This window comes from Flavobacteriales bacterium (assembly GCA_026129465.1).
Classification (GTDB): domain Bacteria; phylum Bacteroidota; class Bacteroidia; order Flavobacteriales_F; family PHOS-HE28; genus PHOS-HE28.
Genome location: JAHCIA010000001.1, coordinates 624,169 through 648,191, shown reverse-complemented (window position 1 = coordinate 648,191; position 24,023 = coordinate 624,169). Strand labels below are relative to the sequence as shown.

The window sequence follows — 24,023 nt, the reverse complement described above, 5'->3', positions numbered from 1 at the left end:
CAAACGCCGGGCGTTCGGCACATGCTGTTCCGCCACCTTTGGAAACGAGGGTCAAGGCGATGACGAAGGGGAACAGACCGGTCCGTGCGGCATCAAGTGGTGCGAAGCGCGGATCGGTCCTGGCCCCGGCCCTTCAAATAGCCAGCATGGAAACGAAGCAGCTACGGGGCATGCGCTTACTGTCCATCCGCGCCGCCATGGTGGTATCCGCGGCCATTGCACCGGCCGCCTTCGCATGGTCCCAATGCGCCGACGCTTGCAGCGGCAACCTGCTGGTGAACCCGGGCTTCGAGATCACCACGCCCGTGTGCAACACCATCCCCAATGGCCAGCTCTACACGGATCAGACACCGGTACAGGGATGGTTCGGCATCGCTGGGGTGAACAGCCCACAAAGCGGTATCACGCCGGACAACTTCAACAACAACTGCTTCGGCAACAACACCAACAACTGCGGTCAGGGCCTGGGTTCGCTGGGCTTCTTCACCAAGGTGTCGGCCAGCAACGGCCGGGAGTACATCCAAAGCCAGCTTCTGGAACCCTTGGAAGCGGGCGTGGAGTACTGCTTCAGGACACAGGTGAAGAAAGGACCCACAAGCACGATGCAGCCCAACAACGGCCTGGGCATCTGGTTCACCGACCAAATGGTGGACGTGACCACCATGAACAATGGCCAGTCCTTCCTGGGCGCTGGTTCACCGATCGGCGCCACCGCATATTGGCAATTGGACGATGGCGATCTGATCAACACCTGCACTTTGCGCAGCGGCACCTTCTGCGCACAGGGCGGAGAGACCTGGATCGTGATCGGCAACTTCCGTGATGATGCCAGCATGTCCATCGGCACGGGTGGCAACATCAACAACGGCTACCTCATTGTGGACGACCTGTCGCTGACCAAGGTGTGCCCGCCGAACACCACGCCGCTGGAGTTGCTGGCCAGTGCCACGCAGATCCCCTGTGAAGGGTCCGTGACGCTGCAGGCCCAGGGTGGGAGCGGAACCTTCACCTGGATACCGGCCATCGGCACGGGCGCCGGCCCCTTCACGGTATCGCCCACGGCCACCACGACCTATCAAGTGGTGAGCACCGCGCTGGGCACATGCGGTATCGTGACCGATACGGCTTCCGTGACGGTGGTGGTAGACCCTTGTGCGCATCAGGTGAATGTCGTCGCGGGCTCCACCTGTCCTGGTGGATGCACCGAGGTGTACGCCGAACTGTCGGATGCCGATCAACCGCCTTACACGTACCTCTGGAGCGGCGGGCTTCCCGCTGGTCCCGGCCCATACCCAATTTGTCCGGAGGCGACCACGACCTACTCGGTCATCGTTACTGATGTCAACGGGCTCGAAGTCACCGCCAGTGCCACGGTCACCGTGTTGGATCCACCGCTTCTGATCGTGCAACACACCGATGTGTCCTGCCATGGTGCGAGCGACGGCACGGCCACGGTCCAACCGTCGGGCACGGGACCGTTCACACACTTGTGGGACAGCACGCCACCACAGACCGCGTCCACAGCCAGCGGGCTTCCGGCGGGCACCTGGACCGTGACGACCACCGATGCGCTGGGTTGCAGCGCCACTGCACAGGTCACCATCGGCGGCCCCGCACCATTGACGGTGACCCTGGATGCCGTGGAGCCCGTCTGCGGTGAGCAGAACGGCAGCATCACGGCGATCCCGGCCGGCGGCGTGGCACCCTACTTCTTTGGATGGAACACCGTGCCACCGCAAAGCAGCGCGACCGCGACGGGCTTGGGGGCGGGGTCGTACGCCGTGACGGTCTTCGATGCGAATGGCTGTGTGGCCACGATGTCCATGACCTTGACGGCACCCGGTGCCGGGAGCTTGTCCGTGATGTCCACCGATGCCACCTGTGCCAACGCGGCCGATGGACAGGCCGTGGCCACCATGACCGGCGCCAGCGAGCCGGTCTCCTACACCTGGAACACGCAACCCCCTCAAACCGGCCCCATCGCCACAGGCCTTTCCGCAGGTGTATGGATGGTGACGGCGACCGAGGCCAATGGCTGCGTGAGCGCGCAAGCGGTGACGATCGGTGCGCCACAGGCCTTGAACGTGACGTTCCAGACCACACCTGCCACCTGTGGTGAAGCGAACGGCAGTATCACGGCGGTGGTGTCGGGCGGAACAGCGCCTTATGATCCGATCTGGAACACCATGCCGATGCAGACCGGCACCATGGCCAGCGGTTTGGCGCCAGGCAACTGGACCGTATCCATCACCGATGCCGCTGGATGCACGGCCTCTTTCACCACCACCGTGCCCGATGCCCCCGGACCGGAGGCCTTCTTCACAGCGAACGGCGGATGCACCGATGCGCCCATCGTCTTCACCAGCACTTCCACTGGAGCGAACGACCTGCACTGGGACATGGGTGATGGCAGCACTTATACGGGGCCGGTGGTGGTGCACACCTATACCGCAGAGGGTGTATGGTCGGTGGTCCTCACCGCCGCCGATGAGACCGGATGTGTGGACCAGTTCGCCGCCACCGTGACCGTGGTGGACGTGCCACAGCCCGACCTGCTCGCTTCGCCCGGGAGCGGATGCGCGCCGCTCGCGGTGGACTTCGCCAGCATCCTGCAACAGCCCGGCCTCGGGTGCCTGTGGTCCTTCGGCGACGGAAGCTTTTCCAATGATTGTTCTCCACCGCCGCACACCTATTCGTCACCAGGTTGCTTCGACGTATCCCTGACCGTTTCGGCCGAAGGTTGCGCCGCCACGATCACCTATCCGCAACTGGTTTGTGTGGAGCCGGCCCCGGTGGCCTCCTTCTCGAGTACGCCGCAACCCGTTCCGCCAGATGATCCGCGTGTGCGCTTCCAGGACCTCTCCTCCGGCGCGGCTTCCTGGCTTTGGACCTTTTCGGCAGGCGACCCGGCCACCTCCACGCTCCCCGATCCCGTACTCGATCTATGGGGTATGCCACCCGGCACCTACGAAGCATGCCTGCTCGTGACCTCGCCTGCGGGTTGTGTGGACAGCCTTTGTCGTTCCATCGTCCTCGCCGATGAGTTGATCGTGCATGTGCCCAACGCATTCACGCCGGATGGCGATGGTGTGAACGATCTTTTCCTGCCCGTGGTCCTGGGCCACGACCCCGAAGCCTATGAACTGCTGGTCTTCAACCGTTGGGGGGAAACGATCTTCGAGACCCGCGGCAAGTTGGAAGGCTGGGATGGCACAGTGGCCGGAACGCCCGCTCCGGATGGTGTGTACGTGTGGAAACTCGCGGCCAGGCCGGCCTTCGGTGGTTTCCGCCGATCATTCACCGGGCATTTGACCTTGATACGTTGAGCGATCCGGTCAACAGGTTTTCAGCGGATGCTGGTGTTCGCGGCCACGCACCAGTGGCCATTGAGGTCCACCGCACGGATACCTTGCAGGCCCTAAGGCGGAAAGGGACGGCCATGATGTACCGCAGGATCTTCCGCATCGGTTCCCTCAGCGAAAGCATCCGTCATCTCGGACCGCGGCATCCCATGCTCCCCGTTGTGCGCATCGCTTTGCTCTGGGGTCCGTTGCTGGCATCGCTGCTGGTCCACGCCCAACCCGGCACCATCGACTCCCTCACCCGCGCCTATCGCGGTGCGTTGCTGGATACCTCGGCGCTGTCCACCCTCAATGCGCTGAATGAGGCCCTGCACAAGGAGGGGCGTTGCGAGGAGACGCGTGTGCTGGCCGAGGAGCAGATCGAACTGGCCGGGCGCTTGGCGGCCGTGAAAGGCAGGCCGGATCGTGTGGCGCGTGCAGCGGACGGATATCGCGCTTCAGCCCACCGCCTTCGCGGTCTATGCGCCATGGAGGCAGGCGACCACCGCACCGCATTGGCGGAACTTGAAAGTGCCCTCGCCATTCATCGCGCCACCGGTGACCAGAAGGGCGAGGCCATGGCCCTGTGGTACCTGGGCACCGTGCATCTCAAGAACGGCGATCTGGACGTGGCACTGGACTACAACCTGCTGGCATTGCGTGCCCGCGAGTCGCTTGGTGATGTGCTGGGACTGGCCCGTTCCTACAACAATATCGGTTACATACACCACGAGCAGGGCGACCACCGAAAGGCCTTGGAGGCCCATATGAAGGCGCTGGAGTTGCGGCGCGAGAGCGGCGACAAACAGGCGCTGGCCAGTTCCTACAACAACCTGGGCATGGTCCACCTCGCTTTGGGTGAGGACCGGCAGGCGGTGGAGCACTACCGCATGGCGCACGAGCTGGCCCAGGAACTGGGCGACCCCATGGGCACCGTGCGCTTCCACAACAATCTGGGCGACATCCACGAACGGTGGGGCGACCATGCGAAGGCGTTGGAACATTACTTCCAAGCCCTCGCCACCGCGGAGGAGATCGGCGACGCGCTATCCATCGGCACCGTGCACCTCAACATCGGGAACACGCTGATGACGCGGGGCGAAGTGGAGGAGGCGCTGGTCCATTTCGGTCGTGCGATGGGGCCCTTGGAACGGCTTGGCGATCGATCGCGCATCGCGCTTTGCCTGAGCGCCATCGGCGCCGCCAACACCGCCCGCGGCCTTTACGACCAGGCCCTGCAGGACCACTTGCGCGCCCTGGAGATCCAGCGGGAGATCGGCGACAAGCCACGCATGGCCCGTTCACTGCTGCGCCTCGGCGAGTTGCATCGCACCCAGCGGCGCCACCGGGAAGCGCTCGATCTCTACCGGCAGGGGCTGCGTGTGAACGAGGAGATGGCTGATGCCCTGCTGGAGGCGGACCTGCGCCAGGGCATGGGCGAGGTGCTCGAGACCCTGGGCGATGCCAGCGGAGCGCGGACCGCTTTTGAGCACGCCTTGCGCAGCGCCGGCAGTGCCGGATACAAGAAAGGCATCGTGGCGGCCCATGGGGCGCTGGCCGCCCATCACGGCCGCCGTGGCGTCTTCCAGCAGGCCTACGAGCACCATGTTCTTTTTTCCGCCTTCAAGGATTCGCTCTTCAACGAGGAGAGCGACCGCCGCATCACGGACCTCAAGGCACGCTACGAGACCGCGGTGAAGGACCAGGAACTGCGGCTGAAGGACAGCGAGCTGGAACTCTTGGACCAGGAGCGGGCCCTTCAGGAGGCGCGCATTGGCAGGCAACACGCCACGGTGCGCTACCTCATCGCGGGGTTCGTGCTCATCGTGGTCTTCGCCATCGTGGTGTTGCGGTTGGCGGCACAGAAAAGACGGGCGGCCTTCGAGCGGCGATTGCTCGAGACCGAGCAGAAAGCCCTGCGCGCCCAGATGAACCCGCATTTCATCTTCAACGTGCTCAACAGCATCCAGTACTACGCCGGGCGCAACGACATGGTGGCCGTGGAGACCTACCTCAACAAGTTCACCAAGCTCATCCGCGCGATCCTGGAGCAGTCGCGCACACCCTTCATCCCGCTGAGCCAGGAACTGGAGATGCTGCGCCTCTACCTCGACCTGGAACGCATGCGTTTCGAGGACAAGTTCGAGCATGTCATCGAGGTGGATCCGAAGATCGACACAGGGCGCGTCCACATCCCCGGCATGCTGGTGCAACCCATCGTGGAGAACGCCATCAAGCACGGCATTCGACACAAGAAGGGCGAGGCGCTGGTGAAGGTGAGCTTCCTGCACGAAGGCGACAAGCTCGTCTGCTCGGTGGCCGACAACGGGGTGGGGCGCGATGCCGCGCGGCGGATGAACGGTGATGGCAGGGAGAACGGCAATGGCCATCAGCCCGTGGCCACCGCGATCATCGGTGAGCGCATGGACGCGTTGGGCACTCTGCACGGCATACAACTCGCCTGCGTGACGGAGGACCTCACCGATGCGGAAGGTCGCCCCACCGGAACACGGGTCACCGTGGAGGTGCCCATCCATACCTGAGCATGACGCCCATCGAAAGCAATACCGCGCCGGGAACGACGGCCACCCGAAGCCTGGACGCGATCATCATCGACGATGAGGCCAAGGCCATCGCGGTGCTGCGTCGTCTGATCGACCGGGCTTGCCCGCAAGTGAAGGTCCTGGCGGAAGCCGAGGATGTGGAGGATGGCGTCACCGCCATCAGGACCATGCGTCCGCAACTGGTCTTCCTGGATGTGGACCTGAGTGGCGCCACGGGCTTCGACCTGCTGGAGCGGCTGGAGGACCGCAGGTTCCACGTGATCCTGGTGACGGCCCACCCGGAATACGCGGTGAAGGCCTTCCGCTACTCCGTGACCGACTACCTGCTGAAACCCGTGGACGACGAGGAACTGCGCCGGGCGGTGGCCAAGGTGGCGGAATTGGTGGAACGCGACGCCAAGCAGCGTCCCGATGCGGACAGGCCGTTGCGACATACGCTGCGCATACCCAGCACCGAGGGCGCCGTGTTCGTGCGCATGGAGGACATCATGCGGCTGGAGGCCGAGGGTGCCTACACCCACATCCATGTGGCGGGCAAGCGGCACTTCTCGTCATACAACTTGAAACAGTTCGAGGAACACTTGGACCCCGCCTGGTTCATGCGTGTGCACCGTTCGCATGTGGTGAACTTGCGCATGGTGCGTTCCGTGCAGGACCGCGATGGGCTCAAACTCGAGCTGGTGGACGGCACCCAGGTGCCTGTATCACGGCGGCAAAAGGCCGATCTGTTGAACCTCATAGGCTGATCCAGAGCGGCCCTGACCACTCGTCAAAAAGCCCACCCGACGGGCAAGATCCATTTCCTGCCAAGGCCCATCGAGCCCCACATTTCGACTGAAAGTGTTGTTACCACCCACGACCACTCGAATAACCATGAAAAGAACACTGCTACGCTTCTCGCTCGCCCTCTGCATTGCGGCCCCGGCGCTTGGCCAGACCACCATCATGAGCGAGAACATGGGCCTCCCCGTGGGCGCCGTGCCAGTGGTCCAGCACACCTTCCAGAATAGCGGAACCTACACCTATGGGGGCAACGTGGACGCCGTGGACACCACGCCGAGCAGCGGCTACACGGACGCGAGCGGGGGAGGGAACATCCTCTTCCCGAACATCAGTGAATGGATCTTCGACATCATGGGCATCAATACCATGGGCTTCACGGACATCGCCCTGAGCTTCGGTGCGCACAAGCAACTCAGCTCAAGCGACATGTCGGAATTCACGGTGTACTACGGCACCGATCCCTTCGGCGGCCTTACACAGCTGAACGTGCCACTGCAACCCTCCGGTGCCGGCACGGCCGGCTGGCGCCTCATAGAACTGCCGCCGGGCTCGCTGCCGGCCGCTTCGAACCTCCGGCTGCGCTTCATCAAGGCGGCCGGTTCCGGCGCCATTCGGCTTGATGATGTCCGCATCACCGGCCTGGTGGGATCATCGCCCACGCTGACCACCATGCCCACCTCGCTCGCCTTCGGTGATGTGGCCGTGGGGGCCAACAGCAATGCCCAGGTACTGATGGTCAACGCAAGTGCGCTGATCGGTGTGCCGGGGTCCATCATCGTGAACAACCCGCCGGGCACGGACTTCCGCGTGAGCCTCAACGGCACGGACTTCAGTGGCTCGGTGCAGATCCCCTATACGGCCTCCTCCATCACGCCCACGCCGGTCTATGTGCGCTTCTCGCCGACATCGGCGGGTCCGCAAAGCGGCAACATCTCCTTCGTCATCACCGGCGGCGGCACAGCGCCTACCGTGCCTGCGACCGGCAATGGCACCACGGCCAGTTCCATTGGCGAGCAGGACATCGTACCCTTCCGCGCCTGGAGCATCCCCGGTGCGGTGGTGGTGGAAGGCGGCCTCGCCACGCCTTTGCGGTTGCGCCTGTTGGACATGACCGGGAAGGAGGTGATGTCCGGCATCACCATGGCCAGCGGTACGCGGCGGATGGAGATCCCGCTGGCCTGGCTGCCGGGCGGGATCTACGTGTTGGAAGGCACCACCGACCAAGGGCGCTGGGGCATGCGTCTGCCGTTCACAGATCACTGATACATCCGGATATGAATCCTCGTCCGAGCAAGCCGGACCCATCGCCCTCCATACATCCCCCAAGATCCGTCCACATGCGAACTTCAGCTACCCAACGTGCCCTGCTCGTGCTTCTTGCGACCGGTGGCATACTCCAGCACTTGGTGCTGGCCCAAGTGACCCTGGGCACTTCGCCCTACACCCAGAATTTCAATGGTGTGGGATCCGGCCTTCCCACTGGGTGGACCGTGCGCACCGGTGCTACGGCCTCTGCTTTGGGTACGGCGGCGTCTTTCACCAATACCGCCACCCAATGGAGTTCCATTGGAAGCGGATTCAGCAACGCCGCTTCGGCCACGGGATCGACCGGCGCGGAGAGCAGTGCCGTTCAGGCCGCCTCCACCAACCGGGTGCCCTCGGTGCGGCAGACCGGCGCCGTTGGTGATCCTGGAGCGGCGTGGGTGCTGCAGGTAGCCAACACCTTGGGCAAGGAGAACTTCCAACTCGCGTTCAAACTTCAGCAATTGCACGCGACCACCACGGATCGCACGGTGACCTGGACCGTGGACTATGGCTTCGGTGCGACACCTTCGAGTTTCACCCCGGCGGCCACCGTGCCTGCGGTCCTGCAGACCACGCAAGGCGTGTTCAGCAACGTGGATGTTACCGTCAACTTCGGTTCCGCCTTGAACAACCAAACGGGTCCGGTATGGATCCGCGTGGTGGCTTTGACCGGATCCACTGGATCCGGTAGCAGGCCAAGGACCGCCATCGACGACTTCCAATTGAGTTGGACCGACCCCGTAGGATCGAACACCAGTGTGCAATTCGCTTCGGCCACCGGATCGGTCAACGAGAGCGCCGCCTCGGTCAACCTGCCATTGGCGATCACCAATCCCTCCACGACCAACCCGACGAGTGTGACCATCGCGGCGGCAGGTGCCACAGGCCGCATCACCACCTTCACCACCCCGGTGAACTTCCCCGCCAACAGTGGAAGTGACCAACCGTGCACGGTGACGATCGCGAACAACATGTTGTGCGATGGCGATGAGGACGTGGTATTCTCCATCACGGGCATCTCGGGTGGGCAGGGAACTCCGGTGGTCGGCTTCCAGAGCAGTTCGACGCTTACCGTGGTCGATGATGATCTGTTGGTGGCCCCGGTGGCCACGGATGGCACGGCCATCGGCGCTGACAGCTTCACGGCCAACTGGAACGCGGTGCCCATCGCCACGGGCTATGAACTGGACGTGAGCACCCTGCCGGGCTTCGGTGTTCCAGGTGGTGTTCTGGTGGAATGGAACTTCCCGAACAACCCCGATAACGCGGTCGCCGACGGAGGGATCGCGGCCAACGCCACGCGCACCATCAGCACTGTGGGCGCCAACGCACCGACCTTCGATGTCCAGGGGGCGACCACCAATGCCGCCACGGCCACCGGCTGGAATAGTGGAACGGGAACCAAGTGGTGGCAGGTGGACCTCTCCACGGAAGGCTACACCGGTATCACGGTCTCCTCCAAACAGCGGAGTTCAGCCTCCGGCCCCCGCGACTTCCAGTTGGAGTACCGCATCGGTGTGTTGGGGACTTGGACACCGGTAGCTGGAGGCACGGTGCTGGTGGCCGACAATTTCACCTCCGGTGTGCTCACAGCTGTGCCACTTCCGGCCGCATGTGATGACCAGCCGCAGTTGTTCCTGCGCTGGATCATGACCTCCAACACCAACACGGGGGGCGTAGGGAGCGTTACCACCTTGGGTACCAGCCGCATCGATGATATCGTGGTGTCGGCCGCCTTCCAACCGAGCTTCGTGCCAGGCTATGAAGCGCTGCCTGTGGCGGGGCTTTCGCAAGCAGTCACCGGCTTGGATCCCGCCACCACCTATTACTACCGCGTGCGAGCCACCGGAGGCGGTTGTGATGATAGCGGCAACAGCAACGTCATCGCCGTCACCACGGGCTTGAGCTGCACCGCCGACCTCTTCTTCGTGCACAACAACACCACCAACTACCAGGATCTGGTGTGGACGATCCATGACCAGACCAACGATGCGGTGGTGGAGACCGGCGGCATCAACCCCGGCGAGGGTAGCGTGCCCCTGTGCCTGCCCGACGGCTGCTTCTACCTGCGCGTGACCAACAGCGGTGGCAACACCATCGCCGGTGGCTACCGGCTGATCCTGAAGAACGCCGTGGGCGCCTATGGCAATGCCCGCATCATCGACGATACGGACAACCTGGTGCTGGGCCCCGGTGGCGACAGCGGCATCAGCGGCAACGAGGGCTTCTGCATTCCGCTGGGCACCGATGAGCCCATTTACACCAGCTGCGACCGCTACTGGTGGAAGAGCGGCGACTACCTGGTGGGCAGCGAGAACCTGACGGTGAGCGCCGAGTTCGGTGGGCCCAATGCCGGTAACAGCGGCTACGAGTTCTGGTTCTACGATCCCAACGGCGGCCTCAGCTTCCGCAAGACGCGTGTACACACCGTGAGCGATGGCTTCGCCCCCAACAACGCGGTGCGCGCCTGCCACATCAAGCTCAACAACTGGGCGGCCGCCAGCCACCTGCAGAACGGGGTGCTCTACAACGTGCGCTCGCGCGGCGTGGTGGCCGGCAACCCGCTCAGCGAGTACGGCCCCGCCTGCCGCGTGACGCTCGATCCGGTGCTGGCCGCCTGCCCGCCCACGGGCTTGAACGACATTCCTGGCAACCCCAACTTCAGCTGCGGCGTGGACCGCATCTGGGGCGGGCCCAACCAATTGGCCAACCGCATCTTCTGCCGCCCGGTGGCCGGTGCCAACCTGTATGAGTGGGAGTTCACCAACGACCCCAACGAACCGGCCTATAGCGCCGTGCTCCAGACCACGGGCGTGCAGCGGCACCTGAACTGGAACAGCCAGGATCCCATGCAGACCGGCCGCACTTACAACGTGCGCGTGCGGGCCAGCAAGAACGGCGGCCTCACGTGGTGCGAGTGGGGCTGGGCCTGCCAGGTGACCATCGTGCCCAGCGCGGCGCCGGGCAATGAGAACATGGCCCTGGAAGGCGATGCCGCCAGCGACCTGGCCCTCTGGCCCAACCCCAACAACGGCCAGCAGGTGTGGATCGCGTTGAATGATGTGTCCACCGCCACCGTGGCGATCGACATCTTCGATCTGCGCGGCCAGCGCGTGATGGCACGCGAGATCGCCACGCAGGGCGGAGAGCTCTACACCAACATCGACCTCGGTGGCCTGGCGGCCGGCACCTACCTGGTGACCATCACCGCCGGTGACGAGCAGCACATGCGCCGCCTGGTGGTGCAGCCGTAGCGTATCGTTGGTGTACGGTCGATAATGCGAAGCCCCGCGGCGACCATCGCTGCGGGGCTTCGCTTTGGGCGTTTCCGGCGCTGGGATCTACTCGCACCAGATCAACAGCATCTCTTCCACGGAGGCATCGCCCAAGGCGTGGGCTTGTGCGAAGGCGCTGCAAGCACGTTCGCGCTCACCGAGGCGGATGAGGACGATGCCCAGGTTGGCGTGGGCCTGATCCAACGAAGCATCCAGCGTGATGGTCTTCTCCAGGTCGGTGCGGGCCTCCTGGTCCCTGCCCAAGGCGGCGAAGGCGATGCCCCGGTTGCAGCGGCCCATGGCGTGTTCGGGGGAGATCGCCACCAGGCGATCGTATTGGCGCAATGCTTCTGCCACCTCACCGCGCAGCATGGCGAAATGGCCCAGTTGAAGCAGCGCATGCTCGGCCGCCGGGCCGGTGGGATGGTGCCGCAGCAACGTGTGGAGGTCGGATCCCGCGGCACGCACATCGCCCAGTTGCGCAAGGGCCTCGGAGCGGCGCAGGTAGGCGTGCGCATGGGCGGGGTCCAGCGCGATGAGGTGGTCCAGATCGCGTTTGGCACCGGGGGCATCCCCGGCCGCCAGACGATTCACCGCCCGGTAGTACCAGGCCTTTTCATCGGCGGGGTCGCGCTCCACGGCGGTGGTGAAGGCTTTCTCGGCGCGGGTGTGGTCGTCGCGTCGCAAGGCCTGCAGGCCGGCCAGCATCGCGTCGGCATCATCCTGGGCCACAACGGGCAACAGGGCAAGGAGGAAGGGGAGCAGGGCGATCGTTCTCATGGCGCGCGTTGTACGCAAGCCCGTGGCGAATGTTCCCGATCGGCGGTTGATAACCGGCGCTGCGGGTCGCACATGCCGCGCAGGCCACCGCGTCACCTTTGTTCCATACTTCCACCCACATGCTGCTGCGTAGCGAACCGATCCACGCTGACCTGGCCCTGCTGATCCTGCGTCTGGGCTCGGGCGGCATGATGCTCATCGGCCACGGCTGGCCCAAATTGGCGGCCTTCGGCGAGCGTGCCGATTCCTTCGCCGACCCCCTGGGCCTGGGGCCAACGATCTCCTTGATCATGATCGTGATCGCGGAAGTGCTGTGTTCGGCCCTGGTGATGCTGGGCCTTTGGACGCGGCTCACCGTGCTGCCCCTCATCATCGGCATGGCGGTGATCGTCTTCGTGCATCTGGGCGATGCCGACTTCGGCAAGAAGGAACTCGCGGCGGTCTACCTCGTGGCCTTCCTCACCACCTTCTTCGCCGGCAGCGGCCGCTTTTCGGTGGACCGCATCTCTTTCCGCTGAGCCGTCTCAGCGCAACACGGACATTCCGCCATCCACGGCGATCACCTGCCCGGTGATCCACCCCGCATCGGGACCCAGCAGCATCACGGCCATCGCGGCCATGTCATCGGTGGTCCCCAAGCGCTTCATGGGATTCCGTTCGGCGAGCGCCTGGGCCTTTTCCGGTGTGGACAACAGCTTTTCCGCAAGCGGCGTGGCGGTGAGGCTGGGCGCGATGGCGTTCACCCGCACGCTGGGTACCAACTCCGCTGCGAGGCTCCGCACCAGGCCCTCCACGCCACCCTTGGCGCTGGCCACGGACGCATGGAAGGCCATGCCTTGGCGCACCGCCACGGTGCTGAAGAAAAGCATCGCGGAGCCCGGCACCTTCCGCAGCCGATCGGCCGTGGCCTGCGCACAGCGGAAGGCCCCGAGCACGTTCACGCGCCAGGCCAGGTCCATGTCCTCCGCACGCATGGAGCGCAGCGGCTTGAGGTCGATGGTGCCCGGGCAATAGACCATCCCGGCCAGGCTGTCGGGCAACAGTCCTGCCGGCAGGCCATCCTGCACCACATCGCAGGTCCAGTGGTCCATCACGCCATCCACGGTGGCCGGCGAACGGGCCACGGTGATCACCGGCCGGCCTTGTGACACCAGACGTTCCGCGATGCTTCGGCCGATGCCCCGGCTGGCACCGACTATGAGGTAGGGGGGAGTGGACATGGCGATGCAACAGCCTCCACCCGTGCGGGGTTCACGTCAAGGGGGCGGACAGCTTGTTCGGCGGCAACGCACCTTGAAGCAGCCGCACGATACTCGTCCAATGGCCGGCATCGACCGCGATGACCAATCCGTGACCTTCCGCAAGATCGAAACCGATCGTACCCGGTCCTGTTCCTGATGGGTCGGTCATCCGCATGGCCTCGATCATGGCGAAGGAAAGCGGGAGTCCCATGGTCTCCAGGCGATGGCGGCAGCGCAGCAAAAGGCCCCCCTGGCGCACTTCGATGCTCAGCGTGCGCCGGTCCTCCTGGCGGGTGAAGGGCGCCAACAGGGTGGGGGAGCCGTCCGCCAGCAGCGATCGCGGCGATCCGGTACCCCCTCTGCGCAGTGCTGACCACAGTCCGAATGGCTTGCCGCAGATGGCCTCCACTTGCCGCCGCACTTCCGGGTCGTTGTAGCTGATGTTCAACCAACGCATCGTTCAGGCAACGGTGAGGCGGCGGTCCATGTTCGGCGACCCTGCCCAAACGAGGAAGGCGCCCCGCAGGACGCCTTCAACACGTGGGAGCGCCGGTCTCAGCGCCGGTTCATGTAGATCATCAGGTAGTAGAGCAGCGTGCCGATGGAGGCCAGCGCGGCGACCAGGTAGGTACGTGCCGCCCATTTCAAGGCGTCGGCGCTCATGGCATACTCACCCGTGGTGACCACGTTGCGTTGCTTCATCCATGCCAGTGCCCGGTTGCTGGCGTCGTATTCCACCGGCAGGGTGATGATGCTGAACAAGGTGGTGGTGGCGAAGAGGATGATGCCGAAAAGCAGCAGCTCCGGGAAGGAATTGATCAGCAGGATGCCGCCCAGCAGGATCCATTGCATGAAACGCGAAGTGACGCTCACCACAGGCACCAGCTTGCTGCGCATCTGCAACCAGCTGTAGGCCGTGGCATGTTGCACCGCGTGGCCACATTCATGGGCCGCCACGGCCGCCGCAGCGGCGTTGCGCGCATGGTACACGGGCTCGCTCAGGTTCACGGTCTTGTTGGCCGGGTTGTAGTGGTCGGTCAGTTGGCCCGGCACACTGATCACTTTCACGTCGGTGATGCCATGGTCCACGAGCATGCGCTCCGCCACCTCCTTGCCGCTCAAATTGCTCTGCAGCGGGGTGCGGGAGTACTTCTCGAAGCGGCTCTTCAAGCGCTGGCCCACCAGCCAACTCACCAGCATCATCACGATACCGATCAGGTAGGCGCCCATCATCGGATTTCCTTCCATCTTCCTTGGGTTTGAGGTTGCGGTGACCGCGTGGACAAAGCTAAGGCCAGCGTTCGCGGCCCGGCCAAAACGACAGCGGGAGACCGAAGCCTCCCGCCGTGATCTCCCATGTTGTCAGGCTCACTCGTCCTTGGCGGCGTCGGCCTTTTCGATCTCCTTGTCCAGGATCTCGTCGATGGTCTTCCTCGTCAACTCGTCGATCTTGGCGTCGGCGCGGGCCTGTTTCTTCATGAAACGCAGCATCGCGTTCTTGCGGATCTCGTAGGCCACGTATACCGTGTACTCCTGGGTGGTCTCGTTGAAGTAGGTCTCCTCACCGATCTTGCGCATGTCGGCCAGCTCGGTGTTCATCACCTCACGCACAAGGCTTTGGAACTTGTCGGCCACATCGCGTGCCCGCTCGTTCTCGGTCTGGCCCAGGTACTGGTCCGTCACCGCCCGCATGTTGGTGCCCACCTGGCTGGCGAGCTGGCTGCGCGCCTCGCTGTCGGCCTTGCCACGGGCGATGTTCTGCTTGCTGCTGGCGCCCATGCCCGTTCCTCGGAACCAGGCGTTGTTGCTCATGTACTTGCTGCCGGTAAAGGGCTGCTTCACCTTGGTGCCGGCGGGCCCGCTCTTGCTGCGGCAGGCGGGCAGCGCCACGGCCGTGGCCAGGGCGAGGAGCAGCACGAAGGGCAGGGGGGAGAGGAGTCGTTTCATGGCGTGGTGGCTGTGATCGGTGGCCGCTTGGAAAAGATCGTGCCAAGGCGGCGATGCCAAGTTGGGCAATTATCCCGCAAGGCGCGAAAGGGGGCCGGGCTGTCGCGCTTGGGCACCTGGAACCGTTAATGCACGTGGATGAACGTGAGTTCGCGTCTGGTCGAAGGCCCACAGGCATCTCATGGATCAGGCATTGCCGTCCATCAACGTCCATTCACGGTCAAGAATGACCTGGATGGATGGCTTCAGCCCCTTTGCGCACCAACCGGGACTGAAAGATCCACAGCCTGCCAGGTAACATATGGAGCTATGGCCCAGGATCGGGGGCCGGGCATGTCCATCTTTGCTCTCAAATCCTTCGCCATGCGAGCCCTCAAGACCCTGCTCATCATCCTGACTTCCGTGGTCGTGCTGGTCCTGGTGCTTGGCTTCCTCGTGGGGCCCAGGACCACCGTGGTACAGCGCTCCATCACCATCGAAGCCGGCGACGACCTCGTCTGGCCCCACATCGCCAGTCTGCGCGCCCTGCACGCCTGGGGCGTATGGAAGGACATGGACAAGGACCAACGCACCAGTTGGGAAGGCGAGGATGGCACCGTGGGGTCCACGCAGCGCTGGGAGGGGGACACGGTGGGCACAGGGATGCAGACCATCACGGCCGTGGAGCCGGGCAAACGATTGGAGACCGAGTTGCGCTTCATCGAGCCTTGGGAAACGGTAAGCCAGGTGGATCTGGACCTGGAGTCGGCCGATGCGGGCAGCAACGTCACCTGGCGCATGACCATCAAGAATGGCTTCATGGGAAGGCTCTTCGGGGTCTTCATGGACATGGACAAGATGATCGGTCCGGACTTCGAGCGTGGCCTGGCCAACTTGAAGGCGCTTGCCGAAAGCGAGCAACAGAGGGCGGATGCGGAGCGCGCAGCGCGAACGTTCCGGGGCTACGAGATCGAGATCGTGGATCTGCCACGACGGGTATATATCGGCAAGCGCGCTGTTGTGAAGTGGGCGGATATGCAGAAGCATGCCCAAGCGAGCATGGAGGCGGCGGGCGCGGCGATCACCGCGGCCGGGTTGGAGCTCGATGGTCCATACAGCCACGTGTATTTCCTGTGGGATGAGAAGAACCAGCGCACGGATCACATGCCCGGGCTGCCGGTGAAGGCTCCAGCGGATACGAAGCTCCCCGGCTTGGACACCCACGTGGTGGAAGCTTCCAAGGCGCTCCGGCTGGAAATGGTGGGCGGCTATGGTCAACTTGGAGAAGCGCACACGGCCATTGATGAGATGCTGAGCAATCGTGAACTCGTCCACTTGGGCAATGTGATCGAGGAATACGTGGTGGCCGCACCTGCCGAACCGGACAGCAGCAAGTGGGTGACCGTGATCCTCTACCAGATCCGCTGACCGGGCGGCGGGTCATGGACGCCGAAATGGGCATCGCACGATACAGGCTCCAGTTCAAGCGGCCTTTCGGAACGGCGCATGGTGTGCGCGATGGAACGGACGCCGTTTTCATCAGACTGAAGTGGCAGGGCGCTACCGGCTATGGTGAGGCCACCTTGCCGCCATATCTTGAGCGGACCGCCGAAGAAATCGAGCGCGAATTGCGCCGACCTGGGATACAGGTACTTGTGAGTACCTGGTTGAAGTCGTTTCCCGGTCCTTTCAGCGATCCGGATCCGGGACTATCACCCCCCGCACGAGCCGCCTTGGTGATGGCAGTGCACGATGTATTGGCGCGGTCGCGGGGCTGTTCCGTGGCGGAACTGCTGGGTGTGGCCGGCACGGGGAAGAAGACACCGGCCATGGCCACCATTGGACTGGGAACCTTGGAAGAGATACCCGCCAAACTGGCCGATCTGCCCATGGCGCAAGTGCTGAAGGTGAAGCTGGGTGGTGCCGAGGATGCGGCGATCCTGAGGGCGGTCATGGCCCTGGATGCAAGACCCTTGTTCCTGGACGCCAACCAAGGCTGGCCAAGCGTTGACCAGGCCATGCGTGTGCTGGAAGCTACCGATGTGCAGCGGATCGTCGGGATCGAGCAGCCGTTCCACAAGGACCGGATGGCGTGGTCCAAGGAATTGGCCGAACGTGTCGGCGTGGCGGTCTATGCGGATGAGCGCATGCAGAACGCGGCGGATGTGGAACGGTATGCAGGGGAATATGGCGGGGTCAACATCAAGCTGGTGAAGTGCGGAGGTACCGATCGTGCCATGGAGATGATCGATCGCGCGCAGCGCCATGACCTGCGGATCATGCTGGGATGCATGAGTGAGAGTTCACTCGGCTGTTCGGCGATGGCCCAACTGCGGAGCATGGCCGATCTGGTGGATCTGGATGGACCCTGGTTGTTGGGCAATGATCCGTTCCAAGGTCTTGCAATGGGTGAGGATGGTCTCTGGATCGATGGTCCCGAGGGCCAGGGCGTGGCTTTGGCCTTGCCGATCGAGTTTGATCCGAATGGCGCATAATTTATATTATGTTAAGTTGTATTTCGCTCAACATCAGTCCAATCTCCTGGCTCCGCGTCACTGGATCACAATACGAGACCGAGCCAAGCCACTCACCCCCACCAGCTCCAGCAGGTAGACCCCCGGCTTCATTCCGGTCAAGGTCAGGCTGTGGTCCCAACCCCGGGCTGAACCGGGTCCTTCGCGGACCAAACGACCTTGGGCATCGAGTACCCGGTAGCTCTTCAGTTCAATCCCCAATACCCTGAAAGTCCCATCGTTGGGATTCGGAAACACGGTCACTTGCACGTTCGTGGCCGCTTCGCGTGTCCAGCCCGTCGCGATCAAGGCGGCCCTTACGGCGCCCATCGCATCCACCTTGCCCCAGCCCCACTCCAGCGAGCCCTCCGGGCCGATCTCGCCCGTGCGCTCGTCCAACCGTGCCGTCTGCCGGATGATCTCCTTGGCCTGCACCGCATCCAATTGCGGATGCGCTTGCAGCATCAAGGCCACCACACCAGCCACGGCCGGGCCGGACATCGAGGTGCCAGAGTATGTGTCGAAAGGATATTGGACCCCCTCAAAGGAGATCCATTGCGGCGCCCCTGCCGTGTTGGGGTCGAAGGAGCTGACGCTGGAGCGGACCAGCTGGCCCGGGCCACTGATATCAGGCTTCACGCGGCCATCCACCGTGGGCCCCCTGCTGGAGAAGGACGATCGGCCCCCGAAGAGCATTTCTCCCTGGGCATTGAACTGTTCCGCGCGGTGTGAGGCCACGGTGATGACACTGTTGCCCACGCCGGCCGGTTCGCCCACCGCATAGTTGTTGTCGCCATTGGTGGCGCCCGGATAGTTCGAGGCCAGCGACACGCCCCAGTTGGTGAATCGGTTCACCAAGCGCTGCACATTCCAGACATGGATCTCGCCTGCCGTTCCGGCCAGGCGCAACAACACTTTGTTTCCACCCGTGCGCCGCACTTCCAGGATCATGTTCGGCTTGCCGTTCAAAGGCGAGGCGGCTTCACCTACCAGCCGCACGATCACCGTATCGCCCGGGGCGGTGACGATGGTGTCCTCCACGGTGGGGTTGTCTCCACTGTGGTAGAAGACCGTTTCGGCCAGCGTGCTGTTCACCGGTGACGTGATGCGCAGGCCCAGGCTGAATGGAGACCCAGGTGTGCCCCAAATGGAAAGACCCTGCCCCCAATACTCGGCGCCACTCGCGAAGCCGATCACCGTGCTCACCGTATCCGTTGGCGGGGTGAAGCTGTGCTTCAGATGGAAGTTGCCGGTGCCATTGTTCCCGGCCGATCCCACGAAGATCCTGCCCGTGCCGGCCATCAGGTCCATGGCCTGGTTCTCCAGCGAGCTGCCGTCATGCGGGCCGGTATGCCGCCCGAAACTCATGTTCACCACGAAGGGTTTGCCCTGGCTTTCGGCGTGCGCCCTGATCCACGCGATGGCATCAATGAAGGCCGCCGGATCACGCCGGTAGGAAACGAAGACCAACTCCGCGCCGGGGGCCATGCCCACATGGGTGGTGCCGGCCCCGTTGCCAGCCGCGATGCCGGCCACATGGGTGCCATGCGACAAGGGGCCGAACACGAACAGGGTGTCCGCTCCTGCGGCAAGCAGTTCGTCCATGCCCACGTACTCCGCTCCATAGCTGTAGCCTGCCGGTGGCGGCCCGGAGGTCTTGTTCTGGTCCCAGGCCTTGGTAAGGCGCAGGCCATTCATCGCCGCATCGCGGAACACCGGATGGGTGTAGTCGAAGCCCCAATCGATCACGCCGACCACCACGCCATCGCCATCGTAGCCCATGGGCAAGCCGCCAAGACCCGCCTGCACACTGTCGGCGCGGGTGTCGGGTCGTGCGTGTTCCAGATCGGGTGATGCCGGCCAGCCGGTATCGAGGTAATGGACCCCGGGCAGCGAGGCCACCATGGCAAGGCGCTCCACGGGCAGCCGCAGCGTGCGTATACCGGGCAGTTCGCTCTGCAATTGCACGCCGACCTCCACCAAAGCCCGTGGATCGAACAGCCCTTCGTCGACCAGCGCCACGGCATGCACCATCCACACGCCAGCGCGACGTTCCAGGCCGAAGCGCTCCGCCATGTTCCGCACGGACCGGGTCTCCTCCTGCCGTCCTTCCTGGGCCATGTCGCGCAGCAGCGATCGCGCTGCCACGCCGATCACACCTTGCGCCAGGCCCTGACCTGCGCCCATGGCCACGAGCGCGGCCAACAACCATTTCATTCCGAAATGCTTCATGACGACCAAGGTATCCCTTGCGTGGCGGACCGGCTTCGCCAGAGGGGTCGCGGACCTTGGCCTTCCAGCGCTCAGAGCACGGTCATCTCCGTGCGGCGGTTCAGTGCACGGCCCTCCTCGGTGTCGTTGGTCGCGATCGGCTTCATGCGGCCGTGGCCTTTGGCCGTCAGCCGCGTGGCCTCGATGCCTTTGGCGACAAGTCTGTCGCGCACAGCGTTGGCGCGCTGCTCGCTCAGCTTCTGGTTGGCGGCGTCCTGCCCCACGTTGTCCGTATGTCCGCCCAATTCGATCCGCAGTGTGGCGTTCGCTTTCAGCAAGGCCGCCAGTTTGTCGATCTCCAGTTCCGAGGCGGGCAGCAGATCGTAGCTGGCGGTGTTGAAGAAGATGTTGCGCAGCGCGATGGTGGCACCGGGCTTCAGTCGGGCCATGGGCACATCCAGGGCCACGGGCGTCAAGGCCGGGTCCTCGCCCCGCACGTCGTAGTTCTGTGAGAAGAACAGATAGCCTTCGCTGGATGCATTGAGCGCGTAGGTCCGGCCGGTGGGCAGGCACACGAGGAACTCACCGGTGCGCGGATCGCTGTAGGCCGCTGTGGCCAGCTCGCCACTGGCGAGGTCGTACAACACCACATCCGCTTCGAGGGGGTCCCTGCTTTCCGCGTCGAACACCCGGCCCCGGATGTAGCTCACCGGCAGCGGCCGCGCTTCCGGGTACAGGTCGAAGGCATAGAGGTCCAGGTCGCCATGGCCACCGGGCCGGTCGCTGGCGAAGTAGGCCACCCGCCCATCGGCGCTTACCAGCAGGCTGTTCTCGTCGGCGCTGGTGTTGATCGGGTAGCCCAGGTTCAGTGCCGGCCCCCAGGAACCATCCTGCTCTTTCCGGCTCACATAGATGTCCAGTCCGCCCATGCCGGGATGGCCATTGCTGCTGAAATACAGCGTGCGGCCGTCGGGATGGATCTGCACACTTTCCTCTTGAAAGGGCGTGTTGATGTTCGGTCCCAGTTTCACGGGTGTGCTCCATTGGCCGTCGTCGCCGAGCACCGTCATGTGGATGTCCGTGTCACGCACACCGTCGCGGGCCTGGATGCCACGCACGAAGTAGAGTGTACGGCCGTCGCTGGCAAGACTGGGCTGGCTTTCCCAATGTTTGGAGTTCACCGGTGGTCCCAGGTTCTCTGGCGGGCTCCATCGTTCGCCGATGCGACGGCTGATGAAGAGATCGCAGCTGCCCAGACCCTTGCGCCCCGGCCCGTAGCTACCGTCCACATAAGCGCAGGCGGTGAAAATGATGAAGCGCCCATCGGGGGACAAGGTACCCGCGCCTTCGTTGCGCTCGGTGTTCACGGACGACACGCCGCGCGAGGAGCCCCATAGGCCATCCTTGCCGCGTTGGCTCACGAAGAAATCCTCCTGCTCCCCCACCCGCGCATCCTCGGCCTTCACACGGCGGGTGAAAAGCAGCGTGCGGTCGTCGGCGGTGACGCAGGGATAATATTCGGGCGCTGCGCTGTTGACCCCGGGCCCCAGGTTCACCGGATCGAAGGGTACGGGCTGTTTCATGGCGTGGCGTGCGAAGGCGCAATTGTCCAAGCCAAGCCTTGCACGTGCCCGGCGCTGCCCGTCCTGCTCCAGTTCCATGTAGGCCTTGTAGTGGCGCTCGGCATCGTCGAACCGGCCGGTGCGGAACTCCAGGTCGGCCAGGTGCAGCATGGCGGGCGGATGGAATCGGGTGGACACCTGCACCACCTCGCGGTAGCGTGTGATGGCCTCCTCATCCCGGCCCCGGTCGGACAAGAGTTCCGCGAGCATGAGACGCGGTTCCAGGAATGCGGCGTCCGCTTGGGCCGCACGGGTGAATTCGCGAAGGGCGCAGTCCGCATCACGCGCCCGGATGCATTCCAAGCCCGATTCGTAGGCCTTGATGGCCTTCTTGTCCGTGGTGGTGTAACGCTGCGGCTGGGCCTGGACATGCGCCGTGAACAGCAACATCATGGCCGTCCACACGATCTTCCATCGCGAGCCAACATTCAAACGCCAACCTTCAACAGCATTCAACTTCATGGTATCCCCAGATACTTGTGCGTTTGCAGCGAGATGCGCCAGCGTGGATGGGTCCGTACGTGGTCCACGATCAAGGGGGTCATGGTATCGCGGCGGGCCCATTCCGGTTGCAGGTAGAGCGCGCATGTCGGGGATACCAGTGCGGCATGTTCCTCGGCCCATGCCAGATCGTGCTTGTTGAACACCACCACCTTGAGTTCATGCGCGGCCTTGTGGATGCCGGGCCATGGCGCCTTGAATTTTTTCGGACTGAGGCAGATATGGTGCCATGTGCCGCTGAGCGGATGCGCGCCGGAGGTCTCCAGGTGGGTGCGGAACCCAGCTGCGGTGAACGCGGCCGTCAGAGGTCCGAGATCGTGCATCAAGGGTTCGCCGCCGGTGATCACCACGATGCGGGCGGGATGCTGTGCGGCTTGCGCCACCAGGTCGTCCACTCCTCTGAGCGGGTGCGCGTCCATGGGCCAGCTCTCCTTCACATCGCACCACACGCAGCCCACATCGCAACCGCCCAAGCGGATGAACCAGGCGGCCTGCCCGGCGAACAGCCCTTCGCCCTGGATGGTGGCGAAGGCCTCCATCACGGGCAGGCGGGCCTCTGTCGCGGTCTTGGAGGAATGATCTGGAGCGTTCACGCTGGGGCAAAAGAAAGCCCGCACAGGACCGAGTTCAAAAAACCCATGGATCACATGAGCGGATCGGACAGAAAGGTTTCGGTAATCCGCCACGCCTCCGGGGAGGTCCCTGCCGAAGCAGGGAGGCGGCCCGCCCTAGCCCTTTGGATCTTCCGACCCTGAGGCAATACTGTTGGTTTTGAGAACGTGTGGCCTGTGCGGGCTGTGGGATGATCAGCCGGCCGGCTGAGAAAGAACGGAGCGTGGGTACCAAGGTAAGTCCGTGATGCGCGGATCGCAACCCGCTCGCTCATGTACCATTGATGAAACGACGATCGACCCGATAGGCCGTCCCTGCGAACCTGCCTACCCCTCCCCCTTTTGCCCCACGAAGTGGTCCTCCTTGTCCTCGAAGAGGATGTTGAAGGTGGTGAGCGAACCGTAGCAGCGGGTGATGTATTGCTGCAGCTCGACCTTGTCCTGTTCGCTCAGCTTGGGGTGCGCGTTGATCTTCTGCTCCAGCACGCGGAAGCGGTCGCGGATCATCACAATCTTGTGGAAGAAGGCGTCGATGGGCAGTTCCTTGCTCTTCAACGAGGCGTCGCGCGGCTTCATTTCAAGCGTACCCCCTTCGTACTTGCTGGCCATCTCCACCGGGCGTTGGGGCAGTTGCATTTGCTCCAGCACATTCCGCAGGGCTTCCTCCACGGCCTCCATGTCCAGTTCAGCACCCGGCAGCTCCGGTCCGGGCGCGGTCACTTCAAGTCCCTGGAAGCTTCGGCTGATGGCCTGCTCGCCATGGTCCTTGAAGAAGACATGCACGGTCCGGTCGTCGATGTCGTGGACCACGCCCGTGCCCATGGCGGGGTGCTTCACCCGCGCCCCAATGGTGATGGCGTACAGCTCCATGCGTTCAGCAGATGTCCTGGATGTCGTAAGTGACGCCGTTGAAGGTGACCTTATCCCCCACCCGTCTCCCGGTCATGGCCTGGATCAGGGGCGCCTTGGTGCTCACACCGAGGTAGTGCTTTCCCCCGGAATCGAACTCCTCCAGGCTGGCGGCGATGAGGAAATTGCGTTGATCGGTATGCACCACAGCGCCGTACTGCACCTGGTCCAACTTCACCTCCGGATCGATATTGGCCAGTTGGTCGATGTCCAGCAGCACATGCTCCAATTGCTCCCCCAGTGAGTTCATCAACTCGAGGTCGCCGCCGCGGGTGCTTTCCGTCTGGCTGGCGCTCTCGGCGTTGTCATCTCCGATGGTGACGGCGCGCAATTCCTCGATCCTTGTCCGCAATTCGCCAGCGGTGTTGTCCAGCCGGGCTCGTGCCGATCTCAGCACGCTGCGTTTCAGCGCGGTGTGGTCCATGGTCCGTGATGTTCGGG

The 24,023-nt window shown here is 63.8% G+C and carries 18 protein-coding genes; 8 read left to right on the top strand and 10 right to left on the bottom strand.

Annotated features, from left to right (window positions below):
- Positions 1–170: 170 nt before the first annotated feature.
- The 5 genes from KIT10_02745 (at position 171) to KIT10_02725 (ending at position 11,247) form a co-directional block, all read left to right on the top strand.
- On the top strand, positions 171–3,326 hold the full coding sequence (locus tag KIT10_02745) for a gliding motility-associated C-terminal domain-containing protein (protein MCW5898162.1): 3,156 nt from the start codon (positions 171–173) through the stop codon (positions 3,324–3,326).
- A 185-nt stretch (positions 3,327–3,511) separates the two neighbouring features.
- A complete protein-coding gene (locus KIT10_02740; GenBank protein ID MCW5898161.1) occupies positions 3,512–5,884 on the top strand; it encodes a tetratricopeptide repeat protein in 2,373 nt (790 codons plus the stop codon).
- A 2-nt stretch (positions 5,885–5,886) separates the two neighbouring features.
- Positions 5,887–6,651 carry a response regulator transcription factor gene (locus KIT10_02735; protein ID MCW5898160.1) on the top strand — a complete coding sequence of 255 codons (765 nt, stop codon included), beginning with the start codon at positions 5,887–5,889 and terminating at the stop codon, positions 6,649–6,651.
- Positions 6,652–6,778: 127 nt separating this feature from the next.
- Complete coding sequence (locus tag KIT10_02730) at positions 6,779–7,951, top strand: hypothetical protein (protein ID MCW5898159.1); 1,173 nt, start codon at positions 6,779–6,781, stop codon at positions 7,949–7,951.
- A gap of 74 nt (positions 7,952–8,025) precedes the next feature.
- Complete coding sequence (locus KIT10_02725) at positions 8,026–11,247, top strand: T9SS type A sorting domain-containing protein (protein MCW5898158.1); 3,222 nt, start codon at positions 8,026–8,028, stop codon at positions 11,245–11,247.
- Between the two features lie 87 nt (positions 11,248–11,334).
- Here the strand turns inward: KIT10_02725 and KIT10_02720 are convergent, their stop codons facing one another.
- Positions 11,335–12,048 (bottom strand): tetratricopeptide repeat protein, encoded by a 714-nt coding sequence (locus KIT10_02720; GenBank protein MCW5898157.1) that lies wholly within the window; start codon positions 12,046–12,048, stop codon positions 11,335–11,337.
- Between the two features lie 119 nt (positions 12,049–12,167).
- Between KIT10_02720 and KIT10_02715 the strand changes: the two genes are divergently transcribed.
- Positions 12,168–12,566: a DoxX family protein gene (locus KIT10_02715; protein ID MCW5898156.1), complete on the top strand. Its 399-nt coding sequence runs from the start codon at positions 12,168–12,170 to the stop codon at positions 12,564–12,566.
- Positions 12,567–12,572: 6 nt separating this feature from the next.
- On the opposite strand, the gene KIT10_02710 is transcribed toward KIT10_02715, so the two are convergent.
- The 4 genes from KIT10_02710 to KIT10_02695 all read right to left on the bottom strand — a co-directional run bounded on the left by KIT10_02710 (position 12,573) and on the right by KIT10_02695 (position 15,236).
- Positions 12,573–13,268, bottom strand: a complete 696-nt coding sequence (locus KIT10_02710; protein ID MCW5898155.1) for an SDR family oxidoreductase — start codon at positions 13,266–13,268, stop codon at positions 12,573–12,575.
- A gap of 31 nt (positions 13,269–13,299) precedes the next feature.
- Entirely contained in the window at positions 13,300–13,746 is a 447-nt protein-coding gene (locus KIT10_02705) for a hypothetical protein (protein MCW5898154.1), read from the bottom strand.
- A 98-nt stretch (positions 13,747–13,844) separates the two neighbouring features.
- The gene (locus KIT10_02700; GenBank protein MCW5898153.1) at positions 13,845–14,522 is read right to left on the bottom strand and encodes a zinc metallopeptidase; all 678 of its coding nucleotides are present in this window, start codon (positions 14,520–14,522) and stop codon (positions 13,845–13,847) included.
- A gap of 135 nt (positions 14,523–14,657) precedes the next feature.
- Entirely contained in the window at positions 14,658–15,236 is a 579-nt protein-coding gene (locus KIT10_02695; GenBank protein MCW5898152.1) for a hypothetical protein, read from the bottom strand.
- Between the two features lie 363 nt (positions 15,237–15,599).
- Here KIT10_02695 and KIT10_02690 point away from each other — a divergent pair, with 363 nt between their 5' ends.
- Positions 15,600–16,643, top strand: a complete 1,044-nt coding sequence (locus KIT10_02690; GenBank protein ID MCW5898151.1) for an SRPBCC family protein — start codon at positions 15,600–15,602, stop codon at positions 16,641–16,643.
- A gap of 26 nt (positions 16,644–16,669) precedes the next feature.
- The gene (locus KIT10_02685) at positions 16,670–17,710 is read left to right on the top strand and encodes a hypothetical protein (protein ID MCW5898150.1); all 1,041 of its coding nucleotides are present in this window, start codon (positions 16,670–16,672) and stop codon (positions 17,708–17,710) included.
- Between the two features lie 57 nt (positions 17,711–17,767).
- Here KIT10_02685 and KIT10_02680 read toward each other — a convergent pair whose 3' ends face one another.
- The 5 genes from KIT10_02680 to KIT10_02660 form a co-directional block, all read right to left on the bottom strand.
- Positions 17,768–19,960 (bottom strand): S8 family peptidase, encoded by a 2,193-nt coding sequence (locus KIT10_02680; GenBank protein MCW5898149.1) that lies wholly within the window; start codon positions 19,958–19,960, stop codon positions 17,768–17,770.
- Positions 19,961–20,031: 71 nt separating this feature from the next.
- Complete coding sequence (locus tag KIT10_02675; protein MCW5898148.1) at positions 20,032–21,954, bottom strand: PD40 domain-containing protein; 1,923 nt, start codon at positions 21,952–21,954, stop codon at positions 20,032–20,034.
- A 65-nt stretch (positions 21,955–22,019) separates the two neighbouring features.
- On the bottom strand, positions 22,020–22,601 hold the full coding sequence (locus KIT10_02670; GenBank protein MCW5898147.1) for a 7-carboxy-7-deazaguanine synthase QueE: 582 nt from the start codon (positions 22,599–22,601) through the stop codon (positions 22,020–22,022).
- A 399-nt stretch (positions 22,602–23,000) separates the two neighbouring features.
- Positions 23,001–23,543, bottom strand: a complete 543-nt coding sequence (locus KIT10_02665) for a hypothetical protein (protein MCW5898146.1) — start codon at positions 23,541–23,543, stop codon at positions 23,001–23,003.
- Positions 23,544–23,547: 4 nt separating this feature from the next.
- Complete coding sequence (locus tag KIT10_02660; GenBank protein ID MCW5898145.1) at positions 23,548–24,006, bottom strand: hypothetical protein; 459 nt, start codon at positions 24,004–24,006, stop codon at positions 23,548–23,550.
- Between the last annotated feature and the right edge of the window lie 17 nt (positions 24,007–24,023).

Bases quoted from the DNA above. Each gene is read 5' to 3' on its own strand.
- KIT10_02670 (MCW5898147.1), bottom strand. From the start codon at position 22,601: ATGGAGGCCTTCGCCACCATCCAGGGCGAAGGGCTGTTCGCCGGGCAG.
- KIT10_02690 (MCW5898151.1), top strand. From the start codon at position 15,600: ATGCGAGCCCTCAAGACCCTGCTCATCATCCTGACTTCCGTGGTCGTG.
- KIT10_02705 (MCW5898154.1), bottom strand. From the start codon at position 13,746: ATGCGTTGGTTGAACATCAGCTACAACGACCCGGAAGTGCGGCGGCAA.
- KIT10_02700 (MCW5898153.1), bottom strand. From the start codon at position 14,522: ATGATGGGCGCCTACCTGATCGGTATCGTGATGATGCTGGTGAGTTGG.
- KIT10_02695 (MCW5898152.1), bottom strand. From the start codon at position 15,236: ATGAAACGACTCCTCTCCCCCCTGCCCTTCGTGCTGCTCCTCGCCCTG.
- KIT10_02660 (MCW5898145.1), bottom strand. From the start codon at position 24,006: ATGGACCACACCGCGCTGAAACGCAGCGTGCTGAGATCGGCACGAGCC.
- KIT10_02680 (MCW5898149.1), bottom strand. From the start codon at position 19,960: ATGAAGCATTTCGGAATGAAATGGTTGTTGGCCGCGCTCGTGGCCATG.
- KIT10_02720 (MCW5898157.1), bottom strand. From the start codon at position 12,048: ATGAGAACGATCGCCCTGCTCCCCTTCCTCCTTGCCCTGTTGCCCGTT.
- KIT10_02740 (MCW5898161.1), top strand. From the start codon at position 3,512: ATGCTCCCCGTTGTGCGCATCGCTTTGCTCTGGGGTCCGTTGCTGGCA.
- KIT10_02665 (MCW5898146.1), bottom strand. From the start codon at position 23,543: ATGGAGCTGTACGCCATCACCATTGGGGCGCGGGTGAAGCACCCCGCC.
- KIT10_02745 (MCW5898162.1), top strand. From the start codon at position 171: ATGCGCTTACTGTCCATCCGCGCCGCCATGGTGGTATCCGCGGCCATT.
- KIT10_02715 (MCW5898156.1), top strand. From the start codon at position 12,168: ATGCTGCTGCGTAGCGAACCGATCCACGCTGACCTGGCCCTGCTGATC.
- KIT10_02685 (MCW5898150.1), top strand. From the start codon at position 16,670: ATGGGCATCGCACGATACAGGCTCCAGTTCAAGCGGCCTTTCGGAACG.
- KIT10_02735 (MCW5898160.1), top strand. From the start codon at position 5,887: ATGACGCCCATCGAAAGCAATACCGCGCCGGGAACGACGGCCACCCGA.
- KIT10_02710 (MCW5898155.1), bottom strand. From the start codon at position 13,268: ATGTCCACTCCCCCCTACCTCATAGTCGGTGCCAGCCGGGGCATCGGC.
- KIT10_02725 (MCW5898158.1), top strand. From the start codon at position 8,026: ATGCGAACTTCAGCTACCCAACGTGCCCTGCTCGTGCTTCTTGCGACC.
- KIT10_02730 (MCW5898159.1), top strand. From the start codon at position 6,779: ATGAAAAGAACACTGCTACGCTTCTCGCTCGCCCTCTGCATTGCGGCC.
- KIT10_02675 (MCW5898148.1), bottom strand. From the start codon at position 21,954: ATGATGTTGCTGTTCACGGCGCATGTCCAGGCCCAGCCGCAGCGTTAC.